22 protein-coding genes are annotated in these 22,531 nt (G+C 31.6%); 8 read left to right on the top strand and 14 right to left on the bottom strand.

From position 1 onward, the window contains the following. Window positions 1-50 precede the first annotated feature (50 nt). The 3 genes from FYJ81_RS03505 to rsmD all read right to left on the bottom strand — a co-directional run bounded on the left by FYJ81_RS03505 (window position 51) and on the right by rsmD (window position 1,883). Window positions 51-551, bottom strand: a complete 501-nt coding sequence (locus FYJ81_RS03505; RefSeq protein WP_192942993.1) for a MepB family protein — start codon at window positions 549-551, stop codon at window positions 51-53. 302 nt (window positions 552-853) lie between these two features. Further along, window positions 854-1,339 carry a pantetheine-phosphate adenylyltransferase gene (gene coaD, locus FYJ81_RS03510; RefSeq protein ID WP_154409309.1) on the bottom strand — a complete coding sequence of 162 codons (486 nt, stop codon included), beginning with the start codon at window positions 1,337-1,339 and terminating at the stop codon, window positions 854-856. 1 nt (window position 1,340) lies between these two features. Next, complete coding sequence (gene rsmD, locus FYJ81_RS03515) at window positions 1,341-1,883, bottom strand: 16S rRNA (guanine(966)-N(2))-methyltransferase RsmD (RefSeq protein ID WP_107384381.1); 543 nt, start codon at window positions 1,881-1,883, stop codon at window positions 1,341-1,343. Between the two features lie 65 nt (window positions 1,884-1,948). On the opposite strand from rsmD, the gene FYJ81_RS03520 reads away from it, so the two are divergent. Then, on the top strand, window positions 1,949-2,338 hold the full coding sequence (locus FYJ81_RS03520; protein WP_107384380.1) for a DUF7147 family protein: 390 nt from the start codon (window positions 1,949-1,951) through the stop codon (window positions 2,336-2,338). Window positions 2,339-2,424: 86 nt separating this feature from the next. On the opposite strand, the gene FYJ81_RS03525 is transcribed toward FYJ81_RS03520, so the two are convergent. Beyond that, window positions 2,425-2,676, bottom strand: a complete 252-nt coding sequence (locus FYJ81_RS03525) for a YlbG family protein (RefSeq protein WP_107384379.1) — start codon at window positions 2,674-2,676, stop codon at window positions 2,425-2,427. Window positions 2,677-2,807: 131 nt separating this feature from the next. On the opposite strand from FYJ81_RS03525, the gene FYJ81_RS03530 reads away from it, so the two are divergent. Then, complete coding sequence (locus FYJ81_RS03530; RefSeq protein WP_154409310.1) at window positions 2,808-3,734, top strand: glycerophosphodiester phosphodiesterase; 927 nt, start codon at window positions 2,808-2,810, stop codon at window positions 3,732-3,734. Window positions 3,735-3,801: 67 nt separating this feature from the next. Here FYJ81_RS03530 and FYJ81_RS03535 read toward each other — a convergent pair whose 3' ends face one another. Both FYJ81_RS03535 and FYJ81_RS03540 read right to left on the bottom strand, forming a co-directional pair. Next, the gene (locus FYJ81_RS03535; RefSeq protein ID WP_107384377.1) at window positions 3,802-4,236 is read right to left on the bottom strand and encodes a YlbF family regulator; all 435 of its coding nucleotides are present in this window, start codon (window positions 4,234-4,236) and stop codon (window positions 3,802-3,804) included. An 11-nt stretch (window positions 4,237-4,247) separates the two neighbouring features. After that, a complete protein-coding gene (locus FYJ81_RS03540; protein ID WP_154409311.1) occupies window positions 4,248-5,297 on the bottom strand; it encodes a CAP-associated domain-containing protein in 1,050 nt (349 codons plus the stop codon). A gap of 180 nt (window positions 5,298-5,477) precedes the next feature. Between FYJ81_RS03540 and FYJ81_RS03545 the strand changes: the two genes are divergently transcribed. Beyond that, on the top strand, window positions 5,478-7,733 hold the full coding sequence (locus FYJ81_RS03545; RefSeq protein ID WP_107384375.1) for an ATP-binding cassette domain-containing protein: 2,256 nt from the start codon (window positions 5,478-5,480) through the stop codon (window positions 7,731-7,733). 201 nt (window positions 7,734-7,934) lie between these two features. On the opposite strand, the gene FYJ81_RS03550 is transcribed toward FYJ81_RS03545, so the two are convergent. Next, entirely contained in the window at window positions 7,935-8,411 is a 477-nt protein-coding gene (locus FYJ81_RS03550; RefSeq protein WP_107384374.1) for a DUF420 domain-containing protein, read from the bottom strand. Window positions 8,412-8,435: 24 nt separating this feature from the next. Further along, on the bottom strand, window positions 8,436-9,347 hold the full coding sequence (cyoE, locus tag FYJ81_RS03555; RefSeq protein WP_154409312.1) for a heme o synthase: 912 nt from the start codon (window positions 9,345-9,347) through the stop codon (window positions 8,436-8,438). 279 nt (window positions 9,348-9,626) lie between these two features. On the opposite strand from cyoE, the gene FYJ81_RS03560 reads away from it, so the two are divergent. Next, window positions 9,627-10,535 (top strand): COX15/CtaA family protein, encoded by a 909-nt coding sequence (locus FYJ81_RS03560; protein ID WP_019469269.1) that lies wholly within the window; start codon window positions 9,627-9,629, stop codon window positions 10,533-10,535. 62 nt (window positions 10,536-10,597) lie between these two features. On the opposite strand, the gene FYJ81_RS03565 is transcribed toward FYJ81_RS03560, so the two are convergent. The 3 genes from FYJ81_RS03565 to FYJ81_RS03575 form a co-directional block, all read right to left on the bottom strand. Continuing rightward, the gene (locus tag FYJ81_RS03565; protein WP_154409313.1) at window positions 10,598-14,053 is read right to left on the bottom strand and encodes a pyruvate carboxylase; all 3,456 of its coding nucleotides are present in this window, start codon (window positions 14,051-14,053) and stop codon (window positions 10,598-10,600) included. Between the two features lie 367 nt (window positions 14,054-14,420). Further along, on the bottom strand, window positions 14,421-15,656 hold the full coding sequence (gene ftsW / locus FYJ81_RS03570; protein ID WP_107384371.1) for a cell division peptidoglycan polymerase FtsW: 1,236 nt from the start codon (window positions 15,654-15,656) through the stop codon (window positions 14,421-14,423). Between the two features lie 359 nt (window positions 15,657-16,015). Next, window positions 16,016-16,291 carry a YlaN family protein gene (locus FYJ81_RS03575; protein ID WP_019469266.1) on the bottom strand — a complete coding sequence of 92 codons (276 nt, stop codon included), beginning with the start codon at window positions 16,289-16,291 and terminating at the stop codon, window positions 16,016-16,018. 344 nt (window positions 16,292-16,635) lie between these two features. Here FYJ81_RS03575 and FYJ81_RS03580 point away from each other — a divergent pair, with 344 nt between their 5' ends. Further along, window positions 16,636-17,118, top strand: coding sequence for a hypothetical protein (locus FYJ81_RS03580; protein WP_154409314.1), 483 nt, complete (start codon window positions 16,636-16,638; stop codon window positions 17,116-17,118). After that, on the top strand, window positions 17,119-17,292 hold the full coding sequence (locus FYJ81_RS03585) for a DUF2197 domain-containing protein (protein WP_107384369.1): 174 nt from the start codon (window positions 17,119-17,121) through the stop codon (window positions 17,290-17,292). A gap of 618 nt (window positions 17,293-17,910) precedes the next feature. Here the strand turns inward: FYJ81_RS03585 and typA are convergent. Continuing rightward, window positions 17,911-19,758, bottom strand: coding sequence for a translational GTPase TypA (gene typA, locus FYJ81_RS03590; RefSeq protein ID WP_154409315.1), 1,848 nt, complete (start codon window positions 19,756-19,758; stop codon window positions 17,911-17,913). A 100-nt stretch (window positions 19,759-19,858) separates the two neighbouring features. Between typA and FYJ81_RS03595 the strand changes: the two genes are divergently transcribed. Further along, complete coding sequence (locus tag FYJ81_RS03595) at window positions 19,859-20,050, top strand: DUF5325 family protein (protein ID WP_019469262.1); 192 nt, start codon at window positions 19,859-19,861, stop codon at window positions 20,048-20,050. A gap of 197 nt (window positions 20,051-20,247) precedes the next feature. Here FYJ81_RS03595 and FYJ81_RS03600 read toward each other — a convergent pair whose 3' ends face one another. Then, window positions 20,248-21,063: an inositol monophosphatase family protein gene (locus tag FYJ81_RS03600; RefSeq protein ID WP_107385290.1), complete on the bottom strand. Its 816-nt coding sequence runs from the start codon at window positions 21,061-21,063 to the stop codon at window positions 20,248-20,250. Window positions 21,064-21,309: 246 nt separating this feature from the next. Between FYJ81_RS03600 and FYJ81_RS03605 the strand changes: the two genes are divergently transcribed. Beyond that, a complete protein-coding gene (locus FYJ81_RS03605; protein WP_107385289.1) occupies window positions 21,310-21,921 on the top strand; it encodes a YktB family protein in 612 nt (203 codons plus the stop codon). Window positions 21,922-22,194: 273 nt separating this feature from the next. On the opposite strand, the gene FYJ81_RS03610 is transcribed toward FYJ81_RS03605, so the two are convergent. After that, the gene (locus tag FYJ81_RS03610; RefSeq protein WP_154409316.1) at window positions 22,195-22,356 is read right to left on the bottom strand and encodes a hypothetical protein; all 162 of its coding nucleotides are present in this window, start codon (window positions 22,354-22,356) and stop codon (window positions 22,195-22,197) included. Window positions 22,357-22,531 lie beyond the last annotated feature (175 nt).

A 22,531-nucleotide genomic window follows, 5' to 3' on the forward strand; every position in this document is an offset into this window, starting at 1 on the left:
AGACGAAATAAAAAATAGTGGATGTTTATATTAGATATCTTGCGTCAACACTATGTATATAATTCAATTATCTTTTGTTCATCAACATCATTTGACAAATCAACAAAATATTCGAGTTGCCATTTTTGACTAAGCTGCGCAGTTTTGTTTAAATCCTTTTCCCAACTTGGATAAACACGAAAAGCCATTTTCCCTTTTTTATTTTCAGAACTAATTATACCCTTGTGCATGAGTATTTCTTTTTGAAAAACGAATTGTCCTTTTTGTACACCATCTATAATATTAACAACTAATTTATCTGCTATTTCATCATAAGTAAAAGGTACATTGTTCCCTTGATTATTTTTATGCCATATTGCAACAAAGTAGCCGTGTTTCTTCGGTGTTTTTTTAGCTAATCTACTTTTAAAAGTGATGTTATTAAAAATAAAATTGATAGCTTCATAATCTTGATTCCAGGTTTCTATATTTAAATCTTTCAATGAAAATGCTAATTTCGTTTCTTTTAATTTATTAAATAATAAACTCGAGTCAAAGTTAATGATTATCACCCTTTTATCTTCAATTGTTCACCGTGAAGTGTGCAACGTTTACTTTCTTTCATTCTGCTGAATGCATAAAGAACCACTAACCCAACAAGTTGGGAAGTGGTATTAAGGATTACCTGAGCTTTAGCTCATGCATAAGAACCACTAACCCAACAAGTTGGGAAGTGGTATTAAGGATTACTTGAGCTTTAGCTCATGCATAAGAACCACTAACCCAACAAGTTGGGAAGTGGTATTAAGGATTACCTGAGCTTTAGCTCATGCATAAGAACCACTAACCCAACAAGTTGGGAAGTGGTTCTTTATCATTTCTTGAATTTTTCATTCAACGCTTTTTCAACATGTTCTGGTACAAAATCTGATACATTAGCCTTAAATGCAGCCACTTCTTTCACTACACTCGAACTAATAAAGGAATAATTTGTACTTGTCATCATGTACATAGTTTCTACATTACTATTTAACTTTTTGTTCATTGAAGTCAATCTCAATTCGTATTCAAAATCACTTACAGCTCTTAATCCTCTAATAATTGTTTGCGCACCAATTTCATCACAAAAATCTACAAGTAATCCATTAAAATGATGTACTGTAACATTATCAAGGTGTTTTACAGATGCTTCTATTAATTCAATGCGCTCATCAACTGAAAAGGTCCCCGACTTGTTGTTATTTTTCAAAACACAAATATGCAATTCATCGAAACGATCGGCACTCCTATCAATGATGTCAATATGGCCATATGTAATTGGATCAAAACTTCCTGGAATCACTGCTTTAGTTGTAGACATTTTAATCTCCTTTTTCTAATAACAAAGTGTCTGTTAATCCATAATGATATCTTTTAATCACATGAAATGATTTTGTATCAATCTCTTCTTTATGATTGAACTCACAAACGATAATACCATTTTCTTTTAATAAATTAAACTTTATAATTCCGTCCAGTGCTTCATCAATTAATCCTTTATCATAAGGTGGGTCTAAAAATATAACATCAAATTGCATCGCTCTTTTTGAAAGTGCTTTAAGGGCTCTATCCGCATTATTTTTATATACTTCCGCTTGGTCAGAGATGTTTAAATGTTGAAGGTTCGCTTTGATGATTTTTATTGCTTTAAAATTTTGATCTACAAAAATTACTTTTTCCATTCCCCGAGACAATGCTTCAATACCCAAAGCACCACTTCCAGCAAATAAATCTAACCCGATACCTGATACTTCATGTAGGCTGTTAAAAATACCTTCCTTAACTTTGTCCATCGTAGGCCGAGTGTTACGGCCTTCCATACTTTCTAATGGTTTACTTTTATGGATTCCAGAAATCACTCTCATTGAGAAACACTTCCATTCTTTAAGTTATTTTTATATAATACATACTGCATGAAAGGAGGGGCAAAATGAAACAAGCATTTATACAATTGGGCGAAGGCCTTACAGACTTATTTGAATTTACAACACTTATAGAATACAATCATGCAAGAATTGAGCATATCGTTTATTTCCACACCCCTACTTTTGATAAACAATTATCTTCAGTGGCGATTATTATGAAACCTACACATGGTAAACATTTCCAAGCGATGTATATTATGGTAAATGCGGTTAAATATCCATATCCTCATTCAAACAAAAAATTCGATTTAATTAATGAACAAGCAACACGTTTCAACATTGATGTAAAAGAAATTGATGTGCAACCACCTGAGCATTTTCATTCCAACAATATTTATTTCAATTATCTAATCAGTGTATTGCGACTTCAAAGATGGATACCACCATTACAATAATAGTAAATAAAACAAAGTCACGTAGCTATATTTAAATCTAAAGTGACTTTGCTTGTTAATTAAAAATTTATTTAAGTATCATATAATCAAGAAAATTCATGTTGTTCTTTGGGATATTCCTTTTTAAGATATTTATAAGGAGAACCTGCAATATGTTTTACATATTTTAAGTTCATAAGTTTATCTACAATTGTGTCCGCTTCTTCTTCATTTATATACATAATAACATAGCGTTGTAGCTTATTCGTACTGACAATATGTCCAAATTTTCTAATTTGGCGTTCGTGTTTCATATGTTTTAAATATATAACTAAACTTGTTCTAGATACAATATTCATACAATTATCACTCCATTTATTAGCCACTTTATAATATCATGTCTAATTCGATTAATAAATAACAATTATTTTGAACAATAGCTAACATTTGCTATATTACTGTATATACTCAAATCAAGGAGGATTTGCGCATGACAACAATTAACAAATTAATAAAAGGTGCATTTCTAGGTACGGTTGGTTTAGTAGGTAGTGTTATTTTCTTTTCAAAATATAAAGCTAAACCTATGAACCAAGAAATCCCGCCTTTTTTCTCTAAGCCTGCACCGTGTATCTTCGCACACCGTGGTGGTATGGCAGTGAAACCTGAACTGACAAAACTCGCATTTGACAATGCTTTATCACATCATATTGATGGATTCGAAATTGATGTGAGATTGACTAAAGATCAACAATTAGTGGTTTTTCATGATGCAGATGTTGATCGTACGACAAACGGCTCAGGAAAAGTAGCAACACATACTTTAACAGAATTAAAGCAATTAGACGCAGGTTATCATTTTACGGATTTAAACGGGTTAACACCTTATCGTAATCACACTGACACTAAAATACTAACTTTTGATGAATTATTAAAATTATATCCTAACACACTTATAAATGTTGACCTTAAAGATGATTCACAAAGTGATCAAGGTAAATTAGCACCTAAAATCATTTATGATATCATTGTTAAAAACCACGCGCAAAATCGTGTTTTAGTTACTAGTTTTCAAAGCGATCAAATTGAAAGGTTCAAAAAAGTAAGCAACTACACAATAGCTATTGGAGCAAGTCAGAGCGAAGTGGCAGAAGGCTTCTTAAAATTCAAATCAGGTTTAGGTAACACATTTAAACCACAAGCACATACATTTCAAATGCCAGTGACGTTTAAAGGTATTAAATTGACTTCACCTAAATTTATACAGTGGTTAAATGAACGTAATATTGTCCCTGGTTTTTATGGTATTAATAATCTAGATTTAATGAATGATTTAGCCAAAAACGAGGTGCATACTATAGTCACTGACAGACCTGATTTAGCAGAACGATTTAAAAACACCTATCAAAATAAATAGTTATATAAAAGCTGGGTCACTACAAGTGCCCAGCTTTTATATTAATTAACATTTCAGCACTGATTTGCTATAAGGAACAGCTACAAGAACCACCTGTTGCACAACCACTTGCATCTTTTTGGAAAAATGGATTACCTGTTTCTATCTTTACATTTTCAGATACAGCATAAGCTATTTTCACTATAACCTCGTCTATTAAATCTTGTAATGCAACTTCTTTTTGTTTGTAATCCATAACTACTGGTAGCATTTCATAAGCACGTTTTCGTTTACGTGTTTCTAACATCACTTTTTGATAATCTGGATGATATTTTCCAAATCTCATTATTTCGTCATATTGCTCTTTTGATTTTAAAAAAGCTTGATAGAGTAAATGCGCTTCATCATTTTCTTGTAAATTTTGTTCTGCTATTTTAAATGAATGATATAATCGTGAATCAAGTATTTTATCACTTAAATATTCAATATCATCAAGAATGTTCAAAGTTTCTTCTGTTATCATTATATCCTCTCCTACTTATCTTCAATGAAAATAATTGTATAATAACCGTTTGACACTTCGCCGCCGACTTCATTGTATTTAGAATTTAACATCCTTGATCTATGAATATCAGAATTTAACCAACTATGGATTAAAGTTGGTATTTCGTTAAAATCATATCCTACATTTTGACTAGTAGAAACAAAAGAAATATTTTGTTCATTAAGCTTTTGTTTCAAGGCATCTTCTGTAAATTCTACACTATCAGTATCAATTGCTTCGTACAAATTATATGATGCAATATGAGCTACGTCATTATTGATTTTTAAAGGCTTAGCATCTTTTAATTTGCGCATCTCATTAGTTATTTCATAAAGTGTCATCAATTGATTTGCATTTTGTTCATATGGTATTTTTTTATAATTATTTTTCACTTTTTTATCTTCTTGCGCAGTAATCATTTGATAGGGTTTGAATGCTATTAATGCTTCACTATCTAAATATCTTACACCTACGATTTCATTAGCTTGTTGATCAATATATACTTGTGCGTAAACATTATTGAATTTTATAAGTGTCTGTGTTTTCATATCTGAATCTGAAAGTTCTATTTCATACGCTTTTCCATTAGCTTTAATCGTTGGCTCTGGATTGATACTGTACTTTTCAAAAACATGCGCTGCATTATCACCAATTTCAACTGGATTAACGTTAGCATTTTTACCAGTGGCATAAACTGATTTAATTTTATTTTTTTTCGTTGTGACAAGATAATACTGATTTTTTTGTTTATATACGTAGTTTTTAAAACCACCTTTATATGAATAGACCCTATCTGCTTGTCCATAATTATCAGTTAAATTATGTAAATCTTGTCCAATCCAAGTACCCACACCTTTTTTAAGTTTAGGATTTTCAACATTTGTTTTTTTGTTTTGAAAATCTTTGTTTTGTGTTGTTTTTGAAGTTTCTTTATTAGGATTTTCTAAAACATCAAATTTCAAACGCGGTGAGTAAAATAGATAAATTATAAAACAAATCAATAATAATACACCAATAACTTTAATTATTAGTTTCTTCATCGCTCATCCACCTACATTATTCTTTGGTTCATTGTACATGTTTATGACAGATACAAGCAAGGCATGTCCTCAAATTTGTTAATTTGTAATAAACCCTTTACATTTTCATCATATATTATATGTACATGACGTAATATACAAGAGAATTTTGGGTATAAAATAAATGAAGGGGTGACAAATATGTCAATCATTCGTATACATGGTGCGAAACAAAATAATTTAAAAGATATTTCTTTAGATATACCAAAACATAAAATTTCTGTATTCACTGGTCGTTCTGGTTCAGGTAAGTCATCATTAGTCTTCAATACAATTGCTGCCGAATCTGAACGTTTACTTAACGAAACATATTCTACATATATACAAAATCAATTAAAACAATTTAGTAAAGCAAATGTAGATTTAATAGAACATTTACCAGTAGCTATGATTATCAATCAAAAAAGGTTAGGTGGTAATTCACGGTCTACAGTAGGTACAATTTCCGATATTTATGCTTCAGTGCGTTTATTATGGTCTCGTATCGGAACACCTTTTGTAGGATATTCTGACATTTTTTCTTTCAATAATCCAAATGGTATGTGCGAAACATGTTCTGGCCTTGGATACGTAGAAGATATTAACTTGGAAGAACTGTTAGATTTTGAAAAATCTTTAAATGAAGATGCAATCCGTTTTCCCTCTTTCAGACCGGATAGTTGGCGCGGTAAACGTTATTTATATTCTGGTTTATTTGATAATGACAAGAAATTGAAACATTATGATAAAAAAGAATTGGATACACTGTTATACACAAAACCTACCAAATTGAAAAACCCTCCAGAAAACTGGCCAAAAACTGCAAAATTCGAAGGACTTATTCATCGATTTAGACGTTCTTTTCTATTAAATGACAATTTTGAAAAAAATAAATTCAAACACGATATTGAAAGAGTTGTGACATCAAAAAAATGCCCAACATGTGGTGGTAAAAGATTAAATCAAAATGTATTACAATCCAAAATTAATGGCTTAGATATCGCTGAGTTCACGCACTTATCTATTGACGAAGCAATGACTTTCATTCAAAAATTAGATTCTACCAAAGCACAATTTATAATTAGCCCTTTGTTAAAGCAATTAGAAGCTCTTAGTTATATTGGACTTAATTATCTCACTTTAGATCGTGAAACAAAAACGCTGTCTGGTGGGGAATCTCAACGTATTAAACTTATCAGGCATCTAAATAGCCCTTTAAGTGACTTAGTATATATCATAGATGAACCGAGCATCGGGCTACATCCTGAGGATATTCAAAAAATAAATGAAATCATTCAATCTTTAAAAAATAAAGGTAACACAGTTCTAGTAGTAGAACATGACCCTGACGTTATCAAAATTGCAGATCACATCATAGATTTAGGGCCCTATGCTGGAAAAAATGGTGGTGAAATTGTTTTCACTGGTAACTATTCTGATTTATTATCATCAAATTCCAGTACTGGAAAAGCATTAAAGAAAAAACATAAATTGAAATCATCCATAAGACAGACAGATGCGTTTATTGACTTAAATCATATGACGCAAAACAATTTAAAAGATATTTCAGTTCGTATTCCTAAACATGCAATGACCGTTGTAACTGGTGTAGCTGGTTCTGGCAAGAGCACACTTATACATGGCGGCTTACAAAACGATGAAGACGCTATTATTATCGATCAAAAGCCCGTACACGCTTCAAGTCGTTCTCATTTGTTAACATACCTAGATATATTTGATGATGTTCGTACCTATTTCAGTAAAAATACAGGGTTGAAGAAGTCATTATTCAGTTACAACTCTGAAGGCGCCTGTCCTGAGTGTCATGGAAAAGGCGTGCTAAAAACGGAGCTTGCATTTATGCCAGACTTCACCCAAATTTGTAATGTTTGTGGTGGTAAAAGATATAAACCTGAAGTTTTAAATGCAACTATCTCAGGCTATTCTATAGCAGACATATTGAACTTAACAGTGGATGAAGCTTTAAACTTTTTTAATACAAATCAATCTATTGCACAGCCTTTGCAATCACTGAAAGCAACAGGTTTAAATTATATGAATTTAGGACAAACACTTGATACATTATCTGGTGGAGAAATACAACGTGTTAAGCTCAGTAAATATTTGACACACGTTGTGAGTAATCACATTTTTGTATTTGATGAACCTACTACTGGCTTACATGAAGATGATATACCAATTATTTTAACTTGTTTTGATAATTTAATTGACCAAGGTAACACAGTAATTATCATTGAACATAATTTAACGATGATGACAAATGCAGACTGGATTATTGATATAGGGCCATATGCTGGAAACAAAGGTGGTAAATTACTTTACCAAGGAAATCCAGATGGTCTATTAGCAACCACTACTTCTGTTACGGCTAAACACTTAAAAAGGTATTTATCTTAAGTCGCTTTTTTAAAATTTTTATTTAAATTATTTGAATGAAACCACACACAAATCTTGAGTTACAAAAATTATAAAAAGAATCTACCACTTAAACAGATAACATCTGCAACTGCAACTTTAAAATAAAAATAACCTGAGACACTGCAGTGTCTCAGGTTATTTTTAGATATAATGATTATTTCAGCTTAGTCCATCAATACTTTAACTAAGTATATTTATAAAACCGAAAGTTGCTTTCAACAATGATGTTGTTTCTCCGCCTGGATATAATACATAGAGCAATACATAAACCATCACTCCTGTGATAGCAGTACAAAACCAAACAATTGATGCAATTGGTCCTACAAATCTATGAAGTTTAAATTTGTCTTTGAACGCAGTGATGATTTGGAAAAGTCCTAGCAGACCACCGATGGTAGCTAAATTGATATGAAAAATTAAAAAGATTGTATAATAAATCTTAATTGAATCTGGGCCACCAAAAGCAGTATTACCAATAAATATCGTTCTCGAAGCATAAATAATAAAGAAAGTTAGCGCAAATATAGCAGCAAGTAACATAAATTTTTTATGACTTTCGATTTCTCTTTTCCATATTTTACGCCATCCTATTGCAATAAGGATTGCGCTTATCACTATACATGTTGTGCTAATTGTAGGTAAGATTGGTAAATTCATATATTCCATCCTTATTAATATTTATTAGAACATTTTAATCAATGAAACAACAACAACGAGTACGAAGAAAACTACTAAATAGTTTAAAGAGTAAATAAACATTTTTGTTGCCCATTTTGTTTGATCTGAATCTTTTTTAAAACTCGTTAAACCTAAATATAACCAGCCTAAATTTAATAATGTAGCTAATATGATAAATGTTGTACCAAGATCATTCAATAATAATGGTAGTGGTAATAACAATACTAGCCAGATAAACATACTCACTCTCGTGCGTTTGAAACCTTTAACAGAAGGTAACATTGGAATATTTGCCAAACTATATTCATCTTTACGCTTTATTGCCAATGCATAAAAATGTACTGGTTGCCAACAAAATATTACTAAGAAAAGCGCTACAGCAACCATACTAATATTGCCTTCAATAGCTGTCCAACCTATTAACGGTGGCACAGCACCAGGAAAACTCCCAATCACTGTATTCCAAACTGTATGACGTTTAGACCAAATTGAATAAAATGACACATATCCAACAATACCTAACAATCCTATTACACCAGATGGTATATTTAAAGCAAATAATAATGCTTCCCCTACGAGCATCATTCCAAAACTAAGTAATAATAAATTTCTATTTGAAATTTTTCCATTAACTGAAGGTCTTTGCTGTTTACTTGGCATGATACTGTCAATATCTTGATCATAGTAATTATTTAAAGCGCATGCGCCCCCCATAATTAATGTCGAACCTACCAAAATCATTAAAATCTGTGGTATTGACGAGAGGAAGGAATGATTTGCCAACACAATTGCAAGCCATGAACCAGCAAATGCTGGAATTAAATTGCCCTGAACTAGTCCCATTTTAATAATTTGTTGTAACTCTTTAAACGTTACACGACTAGAATTATGCGACAAAGTTTGTTCTTTGTTCATAATTTCCCTCCTAATTTTTCCATATAATACAATGATATATCAATTTACGGTGATTGACTACATTTATACAAAGTTATTTGTGACACTTTATCGACATTCACAAATAGTCATTTTTGTGACACAATTAGAAGCGTATTTCTTGTTATAATAATAGTTAAGTTTTATTTAAAAATAAAAAAGTAAATGTAAAGAGTCTATGGTTCAAACTACAAATGATTGGTATCATTGTAGCTGAATCATTACTCATATCTGTTTTATTTATTTGTGGGGGGTTAATTCTTGTTTAACAAAAAAAACCTGAAATGGTTATCTGTATTGGCAGCGATAATAATGGCATTTGTACAGCTAGGAGGCGCGTTGGTTACTAAAACTGGTTCAGCTGATGGTTGTGGCTCTGACTGGCCATTATGTCATGGTGCTTTTTTACCTCAAAATTTGCCTATACAAACAATAATTGAATTAAGTCATCGTGCAGTATCAGGTCTATCTTTAATTCTTGTTTTATGGCTAGTGATTGTTGCTTGGAAACACATTGGTTATATCAAAGAAGTTAAACCGTTATGCATGATTAGTATTGGTTTCCTTTTATTGCAAGCACTTGTTGGTGCAGCAGCAGTAATGTGGCAACAAAACGATTATGTTTTGGCATTACATTTTGGTATTTCATTAATTTCATTTTCTTCAGTATTTGTTTTAACTTTAATTATCTTTGAAGTAGACCGTAAATACGAAGCTGATGAATTATTTATTCGTAAGCCGCTTAGAATTTATACATGGATTATGGCAATCATTGTATACTTAACGATATATACTGGTGCGTTAGTTAGACATAAAGAAGCAAGTTTAGCTTATGGGCAATGGCCGCTTCCATTTAATGATTTAATACCTCATAACGTTCAAGATTGGGTGAACTTCACTCACAGAGGTATGGCTTTAATCGCTTTTATTTGGATTTTAATCACGTTTGTTCATGCAATTAATAATTACAAAGAAAATCGAACAATTCGTTTCGGCTATACCGCTGCATTTATTTTAATAATTTTACAAGTGATAACAGGTGCTTTATCTATTATTACTGAAGTGAATTTATTAATCGCTCTATTACACGCATTATTCATAACAATATTGTTTGGATTGATTGCATACTTTATTGTATTGATGCTAAGAACTATACGAAGTGGTGGATAATCCACTTTAATTAACATATAAAATGGCTGTGATACATTAACCGTATCACAGCCATTTTTAGTTTAATCTTCTTGTTCTTTTTCAATTTCTATTAATAAGTCGCCTGTTTCAATGGCATCGCCATTTTGTACTGTTACTTTTCTTACGACACCATCAAACGGTGCTTGAATCGTTGTTTCCATCTTCATAGCTTCAGTGATCAATAATGCTTGTCCACTCGTCACAGATTCACCCTCAGCAATTTTAACTTCTGTAACTGATCCAGGCATTTGTGCACCAATGTGATTTGGATTTAGTTTATCCGCTTTTGGTTTAACATTTGCATTGGCTTTAACATTTTCATCTTGTATGAAGATACGTCTTGCCTGACCATTCATATCATAAAATATTGTACGTACACCTTTTTCATCAGGTTCTGTAATCGTTTTAAGTGTAATAATCAATCGTTTTCCTGTATCAATTTCTATTTCTACAGTCTCATTTGCTCTCATGCCAAAGAAAAATGTTGGTGTATCTAAAAGTGATACATTTCCATATTGTTCTTGCGTAGCAATAAATTGTTCATACACTTTTGGATATAACACATAACTGATGACATCTTGTTCAGTGACTTCTTTTTGTTGTTTTTCCTCTAATTCTTGTCTTACTGTTTCGAAATCAACTGGCTTTAAATATTCCCCTGGCCGTTCAGTTAATGGGGGTTGACCTTTCAATATTACCTTTTGTAGGTCTTTATTGAAGCCATTAACTGGCTGACCAATTTCTCCTTTAAAGAATGATACTACTGATTCAGGGAAATCTAATTTATGTCCATCTTTTATTACAGATTGCTCATCTAAATCATTTTGAACCATGTATAAGGCCATATCGCCAACAACTTTTGATGAAGGTGTTACTTTAACAATATCACCGAATAAGAAATTAACACGCTTATACATATCTTTTACTTCATTAAATCTGTTGCCTAAGCCTAAACTTTTCGCTTGTTGACGTAAATTAGAATATTGTCCACCTGGCATTTCATGCTGATAAATTTCTGTGTTAGGTGACTTAATATCACTTTCGAAATCGCTATAGTATTGACGTACAGTACCCCAATAATGTGATAACTCTTCCATTCCATCAATGTCTGCACGCATGCTTCTACCGAAACCATTCAGTGCATAATACAATGAATTAGCACTTGGTTGACTTGTTAAACCACTCATTGATGCAACTGCTGTATCAATAACATCTACGCCCGCATCAATAGCTTCTTTATAAGTTAAAAGTCCATTACCACTCGTATCATGTGTGTGTAAATGAATTGGTAAGTCAACTGCTGCTTTTAACTCACCGATTAATTCGTAAGCTGCTTTCGGTTTTAATAAACCAGCCATATCTTTAATAGCTAATATATGGAATCCTTCTGATTCAAGTGTTTTTGCCATATTTACGTAGTAATCTAACGTGTAAATATCAGAACGATTTGCATTTAAAAAATCTCCTGTATAGCAAATAGCGCCCTCTGAAATCTTACCTGCTTCTTGAACTGCTTCATTTGCTACTTTCATTTGATCTATCCAGTTTAACGAATCAAAAATACGGAAGACATCTATACCTGCATCAGCACTTTCTTTCACAAATTTTTTAATGACATTATCTGGATAATTTTTATAGCCAACAGCGTTAGACGCACGTAAAAGCATTTGGAATAAAACATTTGGAATAGCTTTTCTCAATCTTTCAAGTCTTTCCCATGGATTTTCCTTTAAGAAGTTGTAAGCAACATCAAATGTTGCACCGCCCCACATTTCTAATGAAAAACTATCTTTCATTACATCAGCTGTTTTAGAAGCAATATTCATCATATCTTTAGTACGTACGCGTGTAGCCAACAATGATTGATGTGCATCTCTGAAAGTAGTATCTGTAATTAATACATCCTCTTGCTGTTTCAACCATTCTGCAACTGCTTGTGGTCCTTTATGATCTAATAACTGCTTAGTACCTTCAAATTTTTCGACAACCTTTTTTTGAACCTGAGGGATTGGTGACGTTTCATAAATTGGTTTCGGTCTTTTTTCTACGTTAGGAAAACCATTGATAGATACATTACCAATATACTCTAACGTTTTCGTACCTCTATCTAATGTAGGCTCAATATCAAATAATTCTGGCGTACTTTCGATAAACTTAGTTGTGTAGTCGCCAGTCTTAAATTGTGTATTTCTCATAACATTAATTAAAAATGGTACATTTGTTTTCACACCACGAATACGCATTTCTTGTAATGAACGGTCCATTTTTTCATTTGCTTGTTTAAATGTCATACCATGTGTTGATAATTTTACAAGTAATGAATCATAATACGGTGAAATTTCTGCACCTTGGAAGCCATCACCAGCGTCAAGTCTGACTCCGAAGCCACCGCTTGAACGATAAGCTATTATTCTACCAGTATCTGGCATAAAGTCATTTGTTGGATCTTCAGTTGTAATACGACATTGAATTGCATAACCTAATGTTTGAATATCTTTTTGTTGTGGCATGCCAATTTCATTATCAAATAGCTTTTCACCATCAGCTACAAGAATTTGAGTTTTAACTATATCTACGCCAGTCACCATCTCAGAAATCGTATGCTCAACTTGTACACGTGGATTGACTTCTATGAAATAAAAATCGTCTCCAGATACTAAAAATTCAACTGTGCCAGCATTCACATACTCAATTTTCTCCATTAATTGAATTGCAGCGCCACATATACGTTCTCTCAAATCATCAGTAAGTGCAACAGATGGCGCAACTTCAACAACTTTTTGATGACGTCTTTGAACAGAACAATCACGTTCATATAAATGAACAATGTTACCATGTTCATCACCAATGACTTGTACTTCAATGTGCTTTGGATTATCTATATATTTTTCAATATAAACCTCGCTATTACCAAAAGATTTTTCCGCTTCAGATTTTGCTCTGTGGAATGCTTCCTCTAATTCATCTTCGGAACGCACAATACGCATGCCCTTTCCACCACCACCACTTGTAGCTTTAATCATCAAAGGATAGCCGGCTTCATTTGCAAAGGCAATTGCATCGGATTGATTATCAATTGGTCCATCTGTACCTGGAATAACTCTTAAATCAGCATTAATTGCTGTAGTTCTTGCCTTAACTTTATCACCAAACATGTCTAAATGTTCGACACGTGGTCCGATAAACTTAATCCCCTCTTCTTGGCAACGTTTGGCAAAAGTTTCATTTTCGCTTAAAAATCCATAACCAGGATGAATTGCGTCCACTCCTGCACGTTTCGCAACATCTAAGATGCGCTCTATATCCAAATATGATTCTGCTGGTCCTAAATCTTTCCCAACTAAATATGACTCATCAGCTTTATATCTATGTAATGATCCTTTATCTTCATTTGAATAAATCGCAACCGTTTTAACATTTAATTCTGTTGCAGCCCTAAAAATCCTTATTGCTATTTCTCCACGATTGGCTACCATAAGTTTATTAATTTGTTTCAAATCATGGTCCCCCTTAAATTTTGAATTTTCTAAAAAGTTGGATATAAAATTGATTATAGCAAAATACGAACTATGTATACAGTAAAATAGTTTTCACATTATTTAAAATTACAATATGACTAGTGCTTATATTTTTACCATAATACTATCTTTTTTATTGCAATGAGTTCTTAAAATTTGATACCTACCGTATTTAAAAGAGATTATATCATAAAAATAACATAATACAAAGTTATCATTATTGATAACTTTAACTTATTAAAAGCACTGTATTTGCTAAGTTTTTCAAAAGTAAATGATATAGTTAAAAAAATAAGCAAACGTTTTCAACATCAACATGTTGAATCGTTTGCTTATTATGCGCGTATTAACCATTTTTTGGAACACTAAAATGGTGCGTATGTTTACGCTGTTGTCTTTTTTTCGATTCATCGACTTTAATTTGTTTAGCGGTAATTAATAATAGCCCCATTGCAATACTTAGACTGATCATTGACGACCCACCAAAGCTAATAAATGGTAATGGAACACCAGTTAAAGGTATCGTACCTGAAATACCACCTAAATTGACAAATGTTTGACTACCTATATAGCTAGCAACACCTACACAAACTAGTTTATAAAAGTATGAACTCGTCTTACTCGCAAGTTCAAATGCTCTATATACAATAAAGAATAATAAGCAAATGACAATTAGTCCTCCAACAAGTCCAAGTTCCTCACAAATAATGGAGAAAATAAAGTCAGTATGTGGTTCAGGCAAGTAACCTAACTTCATAATACTGTTTCCCAAACCACGGCCTAACAAACCACCATTACCAATTGCAATTAATGAATTAGAAATATGGTAACCTGTGCCACCTTCATTGCTGAATGGATCTGTAAGCGTACTAAATCTGGCAGTTAAATAATCTGGCACAAGTCCTATCAGTAAAAACAAGCCACCTATGAGCACAATACCTGTGAGTATCATTAACCCATATTTTAGCGATTTTTGAACTCCAATGCCTGCATAAAATAATATTGAGAAAAAAATTATTAAAATCAATAATGTTTGACCAACATCGCGTTGTAAAAATACAAGGCCGATACAAATAGCAGATAAAATAATTGGAGAAGTCATGAGCTTAGGATTTTTAAATACTTTTGGCCTTTTCTTTTCAATCATATATGGAATATATAATATCAAGGCAATTTTCAATAATTCTGATGCTTGTAAATTCATAAAACCTAAATTAATCCAACTTTTCGAACCATTAATATTACTTCCTACTAATAGGGTTGCTACTAACAATAAGATAATGCCAAGCATCATCCACTTTTGAAACTTAATCGTTTCTAGTAACTTCACATTCATCACGAATGCCATAAAAAAAACAAGAATGATACTCATAATTACGTACATTAATTGCCTAGTATAAAAATATGTTCCTGTTACTGGTACACCACCTGTTAAAGAACCTTTAGTGGCTGCAACCATACTTGCACTATATACCATGACTAAGCCAATGAGACATAACAACAAATATGTAATTACTAACGGATAGTCAATATATTTAGCATTCTTGCTAATATACTGAAAAAATTTCTTTATGTTATTCATTCGACATATCATCCAATTCTATTTTATATATTCTTTACATATTAATCATTTTTTAATAAAAGTTTCAATCATTTTCGTTATTCTAAATACTGAAATTATTTTTAAAATTTCATTGTACCTTTAATAGTATATCAAAAAATGTATTCATTTTTCGAACAAATATAATTTGTTGTTCAATCATTATCAAACCGTAACATCATTTATTATCCAACAAAAAAAGTGGCTACGATACAATCAATATAATATTGACATCTTAGCCACTTCAAATATCTTATGTAGTTTTTTAACTACTTTAATTCGTTTTATATCATTTTATTTAGTAAAAATAAATTTATACTTTTCAAAATTAGCGAATCCAATTAAACGTTTGTAAATGCTTCGTGTAATTTAGACAATTCTTTTTCTAAACGAAGCATTAAATCTTTGCCCGCTTCTCTATCCACTAAGCCTAGTTCAACAGCAAAATCAACTTCTTTTTGTAAACCAAACATTTGTGTATCAAGAACTTCTTCATACAATGGGCATTGAGGTAATGTAAGATTATCCATTTGAACTTTTATCAATTGAAGAATCCTGTCTGCATCTTTATTTAATTGGTCATATGCCGCACTGTTTAATTTTTGGCCCTTTACCATGACATACTCCCCCTATCAATTGTAACTTTATATGTAAAAGTTTATCTTACTGATACAGAAAAAGCAAGTGAATTCAGTAATATACTAAGGCTAGTTATTTATGATAATATTGGAATTAGTGATATATTTATTTTAGTTACATATACAATTAATAAAACGAACTACACAAATCATTGTGATATGAGCGTTGAAACAGTTAGGCATTTTTAATATTATGATGCATCTTCAATAATACAAACTATTTAATTATGTTCAAATTCACAAAAATGTCAATTATCGTAACGACTGAACTTGTTGTCGAATCGTTTTATTTAAAATTTTTAAAATATATTAGGAGTGGGATTATGATTCAAATTAAGGGCGAAGTTAAATTTCCAATTACTTTAGATAGTACTACTTGGATATTTGATGATAGAAAAGTTAAATTAGAAGATTTAGAGAATGGTGTATTTGATAGCACTAAACCAATCAATTTCAATGACAACCGCGAATGGAATCGTGCAATCTTAGAAGGACAAACAAATCCTCCAACACTAAATTCAGAAATTAAATATCGAAAAAGAGCAGTTTTAAAAGATTCATTTGTAATTAATATGTCACCATTTTTCAAAAATGCTGAACCACATGATCATGCAAAAGCAATACGTTTGTTTAATGATAAAGATTCTATAGAAGTACCAATAGACCTACTACCATATCTTTTCTTCCAATTTGCTCGTGATGGCAAAAGACTTTATGACGATAACTTCGTTGATAGTTTTGTCTATATACCAGAACAAGGTTATTCATATGAGTTCAAGTATGTTACTCATATCGAGGTGATTTAAATGATAAAAGTGCAATGTATTATCTGTGATACTGAAGTATTCATTGATCAAAATACATTAGAAGCTAAAAGATTAAGAAATGATCCAATGCACACTTTTATGTGCGACGAATGTAAAAGTCGTCTAGATACACCAAAACAACGAAAACAAGAAAGCACTTTCGACCATCGATAACATATTTTTTATAAACTTAATGTTGTTTTAACCGAAAATTTAAAGCATGTCATCATAATAATAGTAATCGTTGAAAGAAGTATATGATGTTTGTCAATGATTGTTAATATTACAAATTAAACTGAGAGTTTAATTCTAAAAATTTATCCCATGAAAGTTTCTATTAATTTGAAACTTTCATGGTTTTTTTATATCAACGTTTCCTATTAGTTAACTTTCTTAGTGTGAAACAAGACTTAGTATGTAAACGCAAATATACATGCTAACGTTTATCAATGAAAATAATTTTAAATTTCATTAATCATTTCCTAGGCATCCACTACACAATTAAAGTATTTACCTACACTTTAATAAATGCAATTAAATCGATTTACCTTAGTGTAATACATATAATAGTTTTAGTTATATTTAAATGCAACACATCTCATACTAAATCCTTCAATTAGGATATTGAAATTTGAACTGACTTTATTACTAAATACAAATCATTGTATGTTTACTCAACTATATAATGTCATAAAAAAAGACAACGTCAATCTCTATATTATTCCAATAGAAATTGACATTGTCATGTGAATCAACGATATTTATCTCTCGATTATACTGATGATTTACTAATTATTCTTCTTCTTGCATTAATTGTTTGATTCGTTTCGATTCTTTTTCACGCGCTGCTTTTTCTAAAATTGTTTTTCTAATACGAATCGTTTCAGGTGTTACCTCTACTAATTCATCATCATTGATAAATTGTAATGCTTCTTCTAAAGTTAATTTTCTTGGTCGTTTCATTGTAACTGTTTGGTCTTTTGTAGCTGAACGTACGTTAGTTTGGTGTTTTTCTTTCGTAATATTTACTGTTAAGTCATTTTCACGATTGTGTTCACCAACAATCATACCTTCATAAACTTCAGTTCCTGGTTCCATAAAGTTTGTACCACGATCTTCAAGTCCCATAATCGCATATGAACTTGCTTGACCTTTATCCATAGAAACAAGCGCACCATTTCTTCTACCACCTATACGGCCTTTAACACGAGGTTTGAATTCTTCAAAAGTATGGTTAATAATACCATATCCACGTGTCTGTGACATAAACTCAGTAGTATAACCGATTAAACCACGTGCTGGAACCATGAATATAAGACGAGTTAAACCATTATCCGTTGTCACCATGTCTAACATTTCACCTTTACGCTGACCTAATGACTCAATGACAGCACCTGTATATTCTTGAGGTACTTCACATTGCACACGTTCAAATGGTTCACATTTAACGCCATTAATTTCTCTTAAGATAACTTGAGGTTTAGAAACTTGTAATTCATAACCTTCACGTCTCATATTTTCAATTAAAATAGATAAATGTAGTTCCCCACGTCCTGCAACTATCCATTTATCTGGCGATTCTGTTTGCGTTACTTTTAATGATACATCTGTTTCTAATTGTTCATCTAAACGTTCTTGAATTTGACGAGACGTAACGAAATCACCTTCACGTCCAGCAAACGGTGAATTATTCACTCTAAACGTCATTTCCAATGTAGGCTCATCGATTCTTAGAACTGGTAAAGGATCTTGATGATCACTAGGTGTTACAGTTTCACCTACGTTAATATCTTCCATACCTGAAACGGCAATTAAATCACCAGCATAAGCTTCTTCAATTTCTTCACGTTTTAATCCGAAATAACCGAAGATTTTAGTCACTCTGAAATTCTTAACTGAGCCATCTAATTTTAATAAAGATACATTATCACCAACACGCATCGTTCCTCTAAACACACGTCCTACACCAATACGACCAACGTAATCGTTATAATCCAATAATGCTATTTGGAATTGTAACGGTTCTTCTCTATTATCGATTGGAGCTGGCACATAATCAATAATTGTCTCGTAAAGTGATTGCATGTTTTCATCTTGTTTTTCAGAATCTAAACTTGCAGTACCATTAACAGCTGATGCATAAACAACAGGGAAATCCAATTGCTCATCGTTAGCTTCTAATTCAATAAATAAGTCTAATACTTCGTCTACTACACCTTCTGGTCTAGCTTCAGGTTTATCAATTTTATTTACAACTACTACAGGTTTTAAATTTTGTTCAAGTGCTTTTTTCAAGACGAAACGTGTTTGTGGCATTGTACCTTCATAAGCATCTACAACTAAGATTACACCATCAACCATTTTCATAATACGTTCAACTTCACCACCGAAATCGGCGTGTCCTGGCGTATCTAAAATATTAATTCTGTTATCTTTATAATTAATTGCTGTATTCTTAGCAAGAATTGTTATGCCTCGTTCTCTTTCTATGTCGTTAGAATCCATTGCTCTTTCATCTACATGCTCATTTTCACGGAATATTCCTGATTGTTTTAATAATTCATCTACTAATGTTGTTTTACCATGGTCAACGTGAGCGATGATTGCGATATTACGAACATCTTCTCTTATTTTAGTCATTTTATACAATTTCCTTTCTCGAGTAAATTCCCACTTTTCTTTGCAACTTTTTTATTATATCATATAATTGGTTAAAGAAAACTATAAAGGTGTGGTTGGGATGCAACAAAAAAAATCTAAATCAATATTCTGGGTACTCGCTATCATAGCTGTTATATTATTGCTTTTATTTAGCTTTAGTATCGCTGCTACAAATGTTCCAATGATGATTTTAACATTTATACTATTCATTGCAACATTTGGGTACGGTTTCACTTTAAAAAAGAAATATCGTGAAAATAACTGGCTATAATTGCTAAAATAAATAGGGACAGAAAATCATTTTGAAAATGTATTTTCTGTCCTTTTTTATATGTTGACTTAAATTTTTAAAATGATTTAAAGTTTATATTTCATTCTCTACTCGTTATCTTATTCATCGCTTTTGTCATATGTCTTTTACTTAAATATATAAAATTTTGCCTAATAGTATGAATTAAAGTAGTTATCTTAATGTTTTAAACGTTTTTGTAATGCTTCGATGATTTCATTATTTTTTTGAAAATGAAATTCTAATAATTCCGCATGTAATTGCGGATTAGCCATTACTATGGAACTTGGTTCATATATAGACAAGGTGTTACCCATTAAATCTGTACCAATGCCACCTACTTCTTGCAGGATGATTAAACCGCCAGCAAAATCCCAAGGTTGTAATCTTGGTGTAATGTAGCCTCCTAATTTACCAGTAGCTACATGAATGATTTCTAGCGCAGCTGAACCATAAGCTCTCGCGCTTCTAGCTTCGTCCACAATTGGTTTGAACACTTCACCCAATCTTGGTTTTGTAAGCCAATTAGGATTGATACCAATTATGCTTATGCTTAAAGGGCTCGATTGAATTGCAGGTAGCAAGTTGCCATTTTCAAATGCACCTTCACCAGCTTTTGCATGGTAAAGTTTATCATTTATTACATCGTATACAAATCCTGCATATGGTTTGCCATCGTTAAATATGCCAATAGAAATTGCAAAGTTTTCTTTTTGGTGTACAAAATTCAACGTCCCATCAATTGGATCAATAACCCATACAATACCTGATTCGTCTTTAAGGTCATGTCCATGTCCTTCTTCACCAATCACTAAATGTTCTGGATAAGTCTGCTTGATATTGTCAAAAATATATTTTTCTGTCGCTTTATCAACATTTGTCACTAAATCATTGGGATTTGACTTAGTTTCTATTTCTATACCTTGTTTCATGATTTTTTTTACATTGATGCCCGCTTCTAAAATAAGGCCTTTTGCAAACTCATAAACAGTCATTGTATCCCTCTCCTTTTCACGACTCACTTTTCATTAATATTTAATAAGATATAGAACTATATATTTAAAATAGTCAATTGTATGTAATATCATATTAGTTAATAATACTATGTTTTTACCCTAATTCATAGGTTTATACACGTTTCTGTACAATGTACGATTATTCAAATAAAAAAACAAAGTCACTGTTTATAGTGTTATATTATGCTAAAATATAAACGAATAGATGCACACTAGGAGGTTAAAATGGCTAAATATACATTTAAAATAAACGATTTCAAAGCATTTACTGTTGATGGTTTAGATAACAGAATGGAAGCTTTGAATAAACATGTTCGACCACAATTGCATGAATTAGGAGAATATTTTTCTCAATATTTAGAGGCAACAACTGGAGAAGTTTTTTATCCACACGTTGCTAAACATGCAAGACGAAGTGTAAATCCACCTAAAGATACATGGGTCGCTTTTGCAACCAACAATCGTGGTTATAAAATGTTACCACATTTTCAAATAGGTCTTTTTGAAAACCAATTATTTGTCATGTACGGTGTTATGCATGAAGCAAAAGATAAAGCACAGCGTGTGAAAGTTTTTGAAGAACAATTTCATACACTTAGAAATTTACCATCCGATTATAGCTTAAGCTTGGACCACATGTCTCAAGAAAAAACATATATTAAAGACATGTCAGATGATGAAATACAAAGTGCAATTGATCGTGTTAAAAAAGTAAAAAAAGGTGAATTATTTGTTGCACGTACACTTGCTCCAAATGCGGACGAATTAAAAACAGATAAAAGCTTTTTAAACTTTTTAGAAGATACCTTCGAACAGTTATTAAAATTTTACAAATAAACTAAGATATAAATATCTTAGACTTGAAAGTAGACAAACCCTTCGCAAATTAATGCGAAGGGTTTGTTTATTTTCTAATTATATCGTTTTTTCAAATAGGACTTTTCCCCTTGAACTAATCTTTATTCTTTAATTTCATTATTTAATTCTTATTGAAAATAGAGTGTGTCCTTCTCAGCTAATTCAGTTGTATACTTATTCTTATTTGCATTTGCTTTAATATGCGTAGCATCAATAAATAAAGATGAGTAATCTATTAAATTGTTTTGATAGCTATTTCTTATATTTTCTCAAATATTTGTCTTCGACAAGTTCATATATAAAATTTAAATCTAATATCGCATCGACTTTACGTAATAAATGACTATTAGCGACTAAGTCAAAGATAGAAATCATTTCATATTGATCTCTTTTATCAATTGATTTATTCAACATAATAAACACCACCACTGCTTAATTTATATATATTATAATATTGGCAGTGATTTATACCGACTCCTGCGGGAATAGCACTAGCCGAAGACTACAGGCTAAGGTAGTGCCCGCGGAAAGCGTGCATAAAAAACTGCCAACAAAGCCGGGGACTTTGTCGCCGTTTTACGTTTATAAA

The sequence above is a fragment of the Staphylococcus sp. McC-251-APC-3A2 genome, assembly GCF_009695665.1.
Classification (GTDB): Bacteria; Bacillota; Bacilli; order Staphylococcales; family Staphylococcaceae; genus Staphylococcus; species Staphylococcus cohnii.

Excerpts from the sequence above, each read along its gene's own strand:
- FYJ81_RS03545 (WP_107384375.1), top strand. The coding sequence starts at position 5,478 with ATGTCAATCATTCGTATACATGGTGCGAAACAAAATAATTTAAAAGAT.
- FYJ81_RS03610 (WP_154409316.1), bottom strand. The coding sequence starts at position 22,356 with ATGTTGAATAAATCAATTGATAAAAGAGATCAATATGAAATGATTTCT.
- cyoE (WP_154409312.1), bottom strand. The coding sequence starts at position 9,347 with ATGAACAAAGAACAAACTTTGTCGCATAATTCTAGTCGTGTAACGTTT.
- FYJ81_RS03600 (WP_107385290.1), bottom strand. The coding sequence starts at position 21,063 with ATGACTGTTTATGAGTTTGCAAAAGGCCTTATTTTAGAAGCGGGCATC.
- rsmD (WP_107384381.1), bottom strand. The coding sequence starts at position 1,883 with ATGAGAGTGATTTCTGGAATCCATAAAAGTAAACCATTAGAAAGTATG.
- FYJ81_RS03595 (WP_019469262.1), top strand. The coding sequence starts at position 19,859 with ATGCAACAAAAAAAATCTAAATCAATATTCTGGGTACTCGCTATCATA.
- coaD (WP_154409309.1), bottom strand. The coding sequence starts at position 1,339 with ATGTCTACAACTAAAGCAGTGATTCCAGGAAGTTTTGATCCAATTACA.
- ftsW (WP_107384371.1), bottom strand. The coding sequence starts at position 15,656 with ATGAATAACATAAAGAAATTTTTTCAGTATATTAGCAAGAATGCTAAA.
- FYJ81_RS03525 (WP_107384379.1), bottom strand. The coding sequence starts at position 2,676 with ATGAATATTGTATCTAGAACAAGTTTAGTTATATATTTAAAACATATG.
- FYJ81_RS03585 (WP_107384369.1), top strand. The coding sequence starts at position 17,119 with ATGATAAAAGTGCAATGTATTATCTGTGATACTGAAGTATTCATTGAT.
- FYJ81_RS03530 (WP_154409310.1), top strand. The coding sequence starts at position 2,808 with ATGACAACAATTAACAAATTAATAAAAGGTGCATTTCTAGGTACGGTT.
- FYJ81_RS03535 (WP_107384377.1), bottom strand. The coding sequence starts at position 4,236 with ATGATAACAGAAGAAACTTTGAACATTCTTGATGATATTGAATATTTA.
- FYJ81_RS03520 (WP_107384380.1), top strand. The coding sequence starts at position 1,949 with ATGAAACAAGCATTTATACAATTGGGCGAAGGCCTTACAGACTTATTT.
- typA (WP_154409315.1), bottom strand. The coding sequence starts at position 19,758 with ATGACTAAAATAAGAGAAGATGTTCGTAATATCGCAATCATCGCTCAC.
- FYJ81_RS03580 (WP_154409314.1), top strand. The coding sequence starts at position 16,636 with ATGATTCAAATTAAGGGCGAAGTTAAATTTCCAATTACTTTAGATAGT.
- FYJ81_RS03605 (WP_107385289.1), top strand. The coding sequence starts at position 21,310 with ATGGCTAAATATACATTTAAAATAAACGATTTCAAAGCATTTACTGTT.
- FYJ81_RS03575 (WP_019469266.1), bottom strand. The coding sequence starts at position 16,291 with ATGGTAAAGGGCCAAAAATTAAACAGTGCGGCATATGACCAATTAAAT.
- FYJ81_RS03550 (WP_107384374.1), bottom strand. The coding sequence starts at position 8,411 with ATGAATTTACCAATCTTACCTACAATTAGCACAACATGTATAGTGATA.
- FYJ81_RS03540 (WP_154409311.1), bottom strand. The coding sequence starts at position 5,297 with ATGAAGAAACTAATAATTAAAGTTATTGGTGTATTATTATTGATTTGT.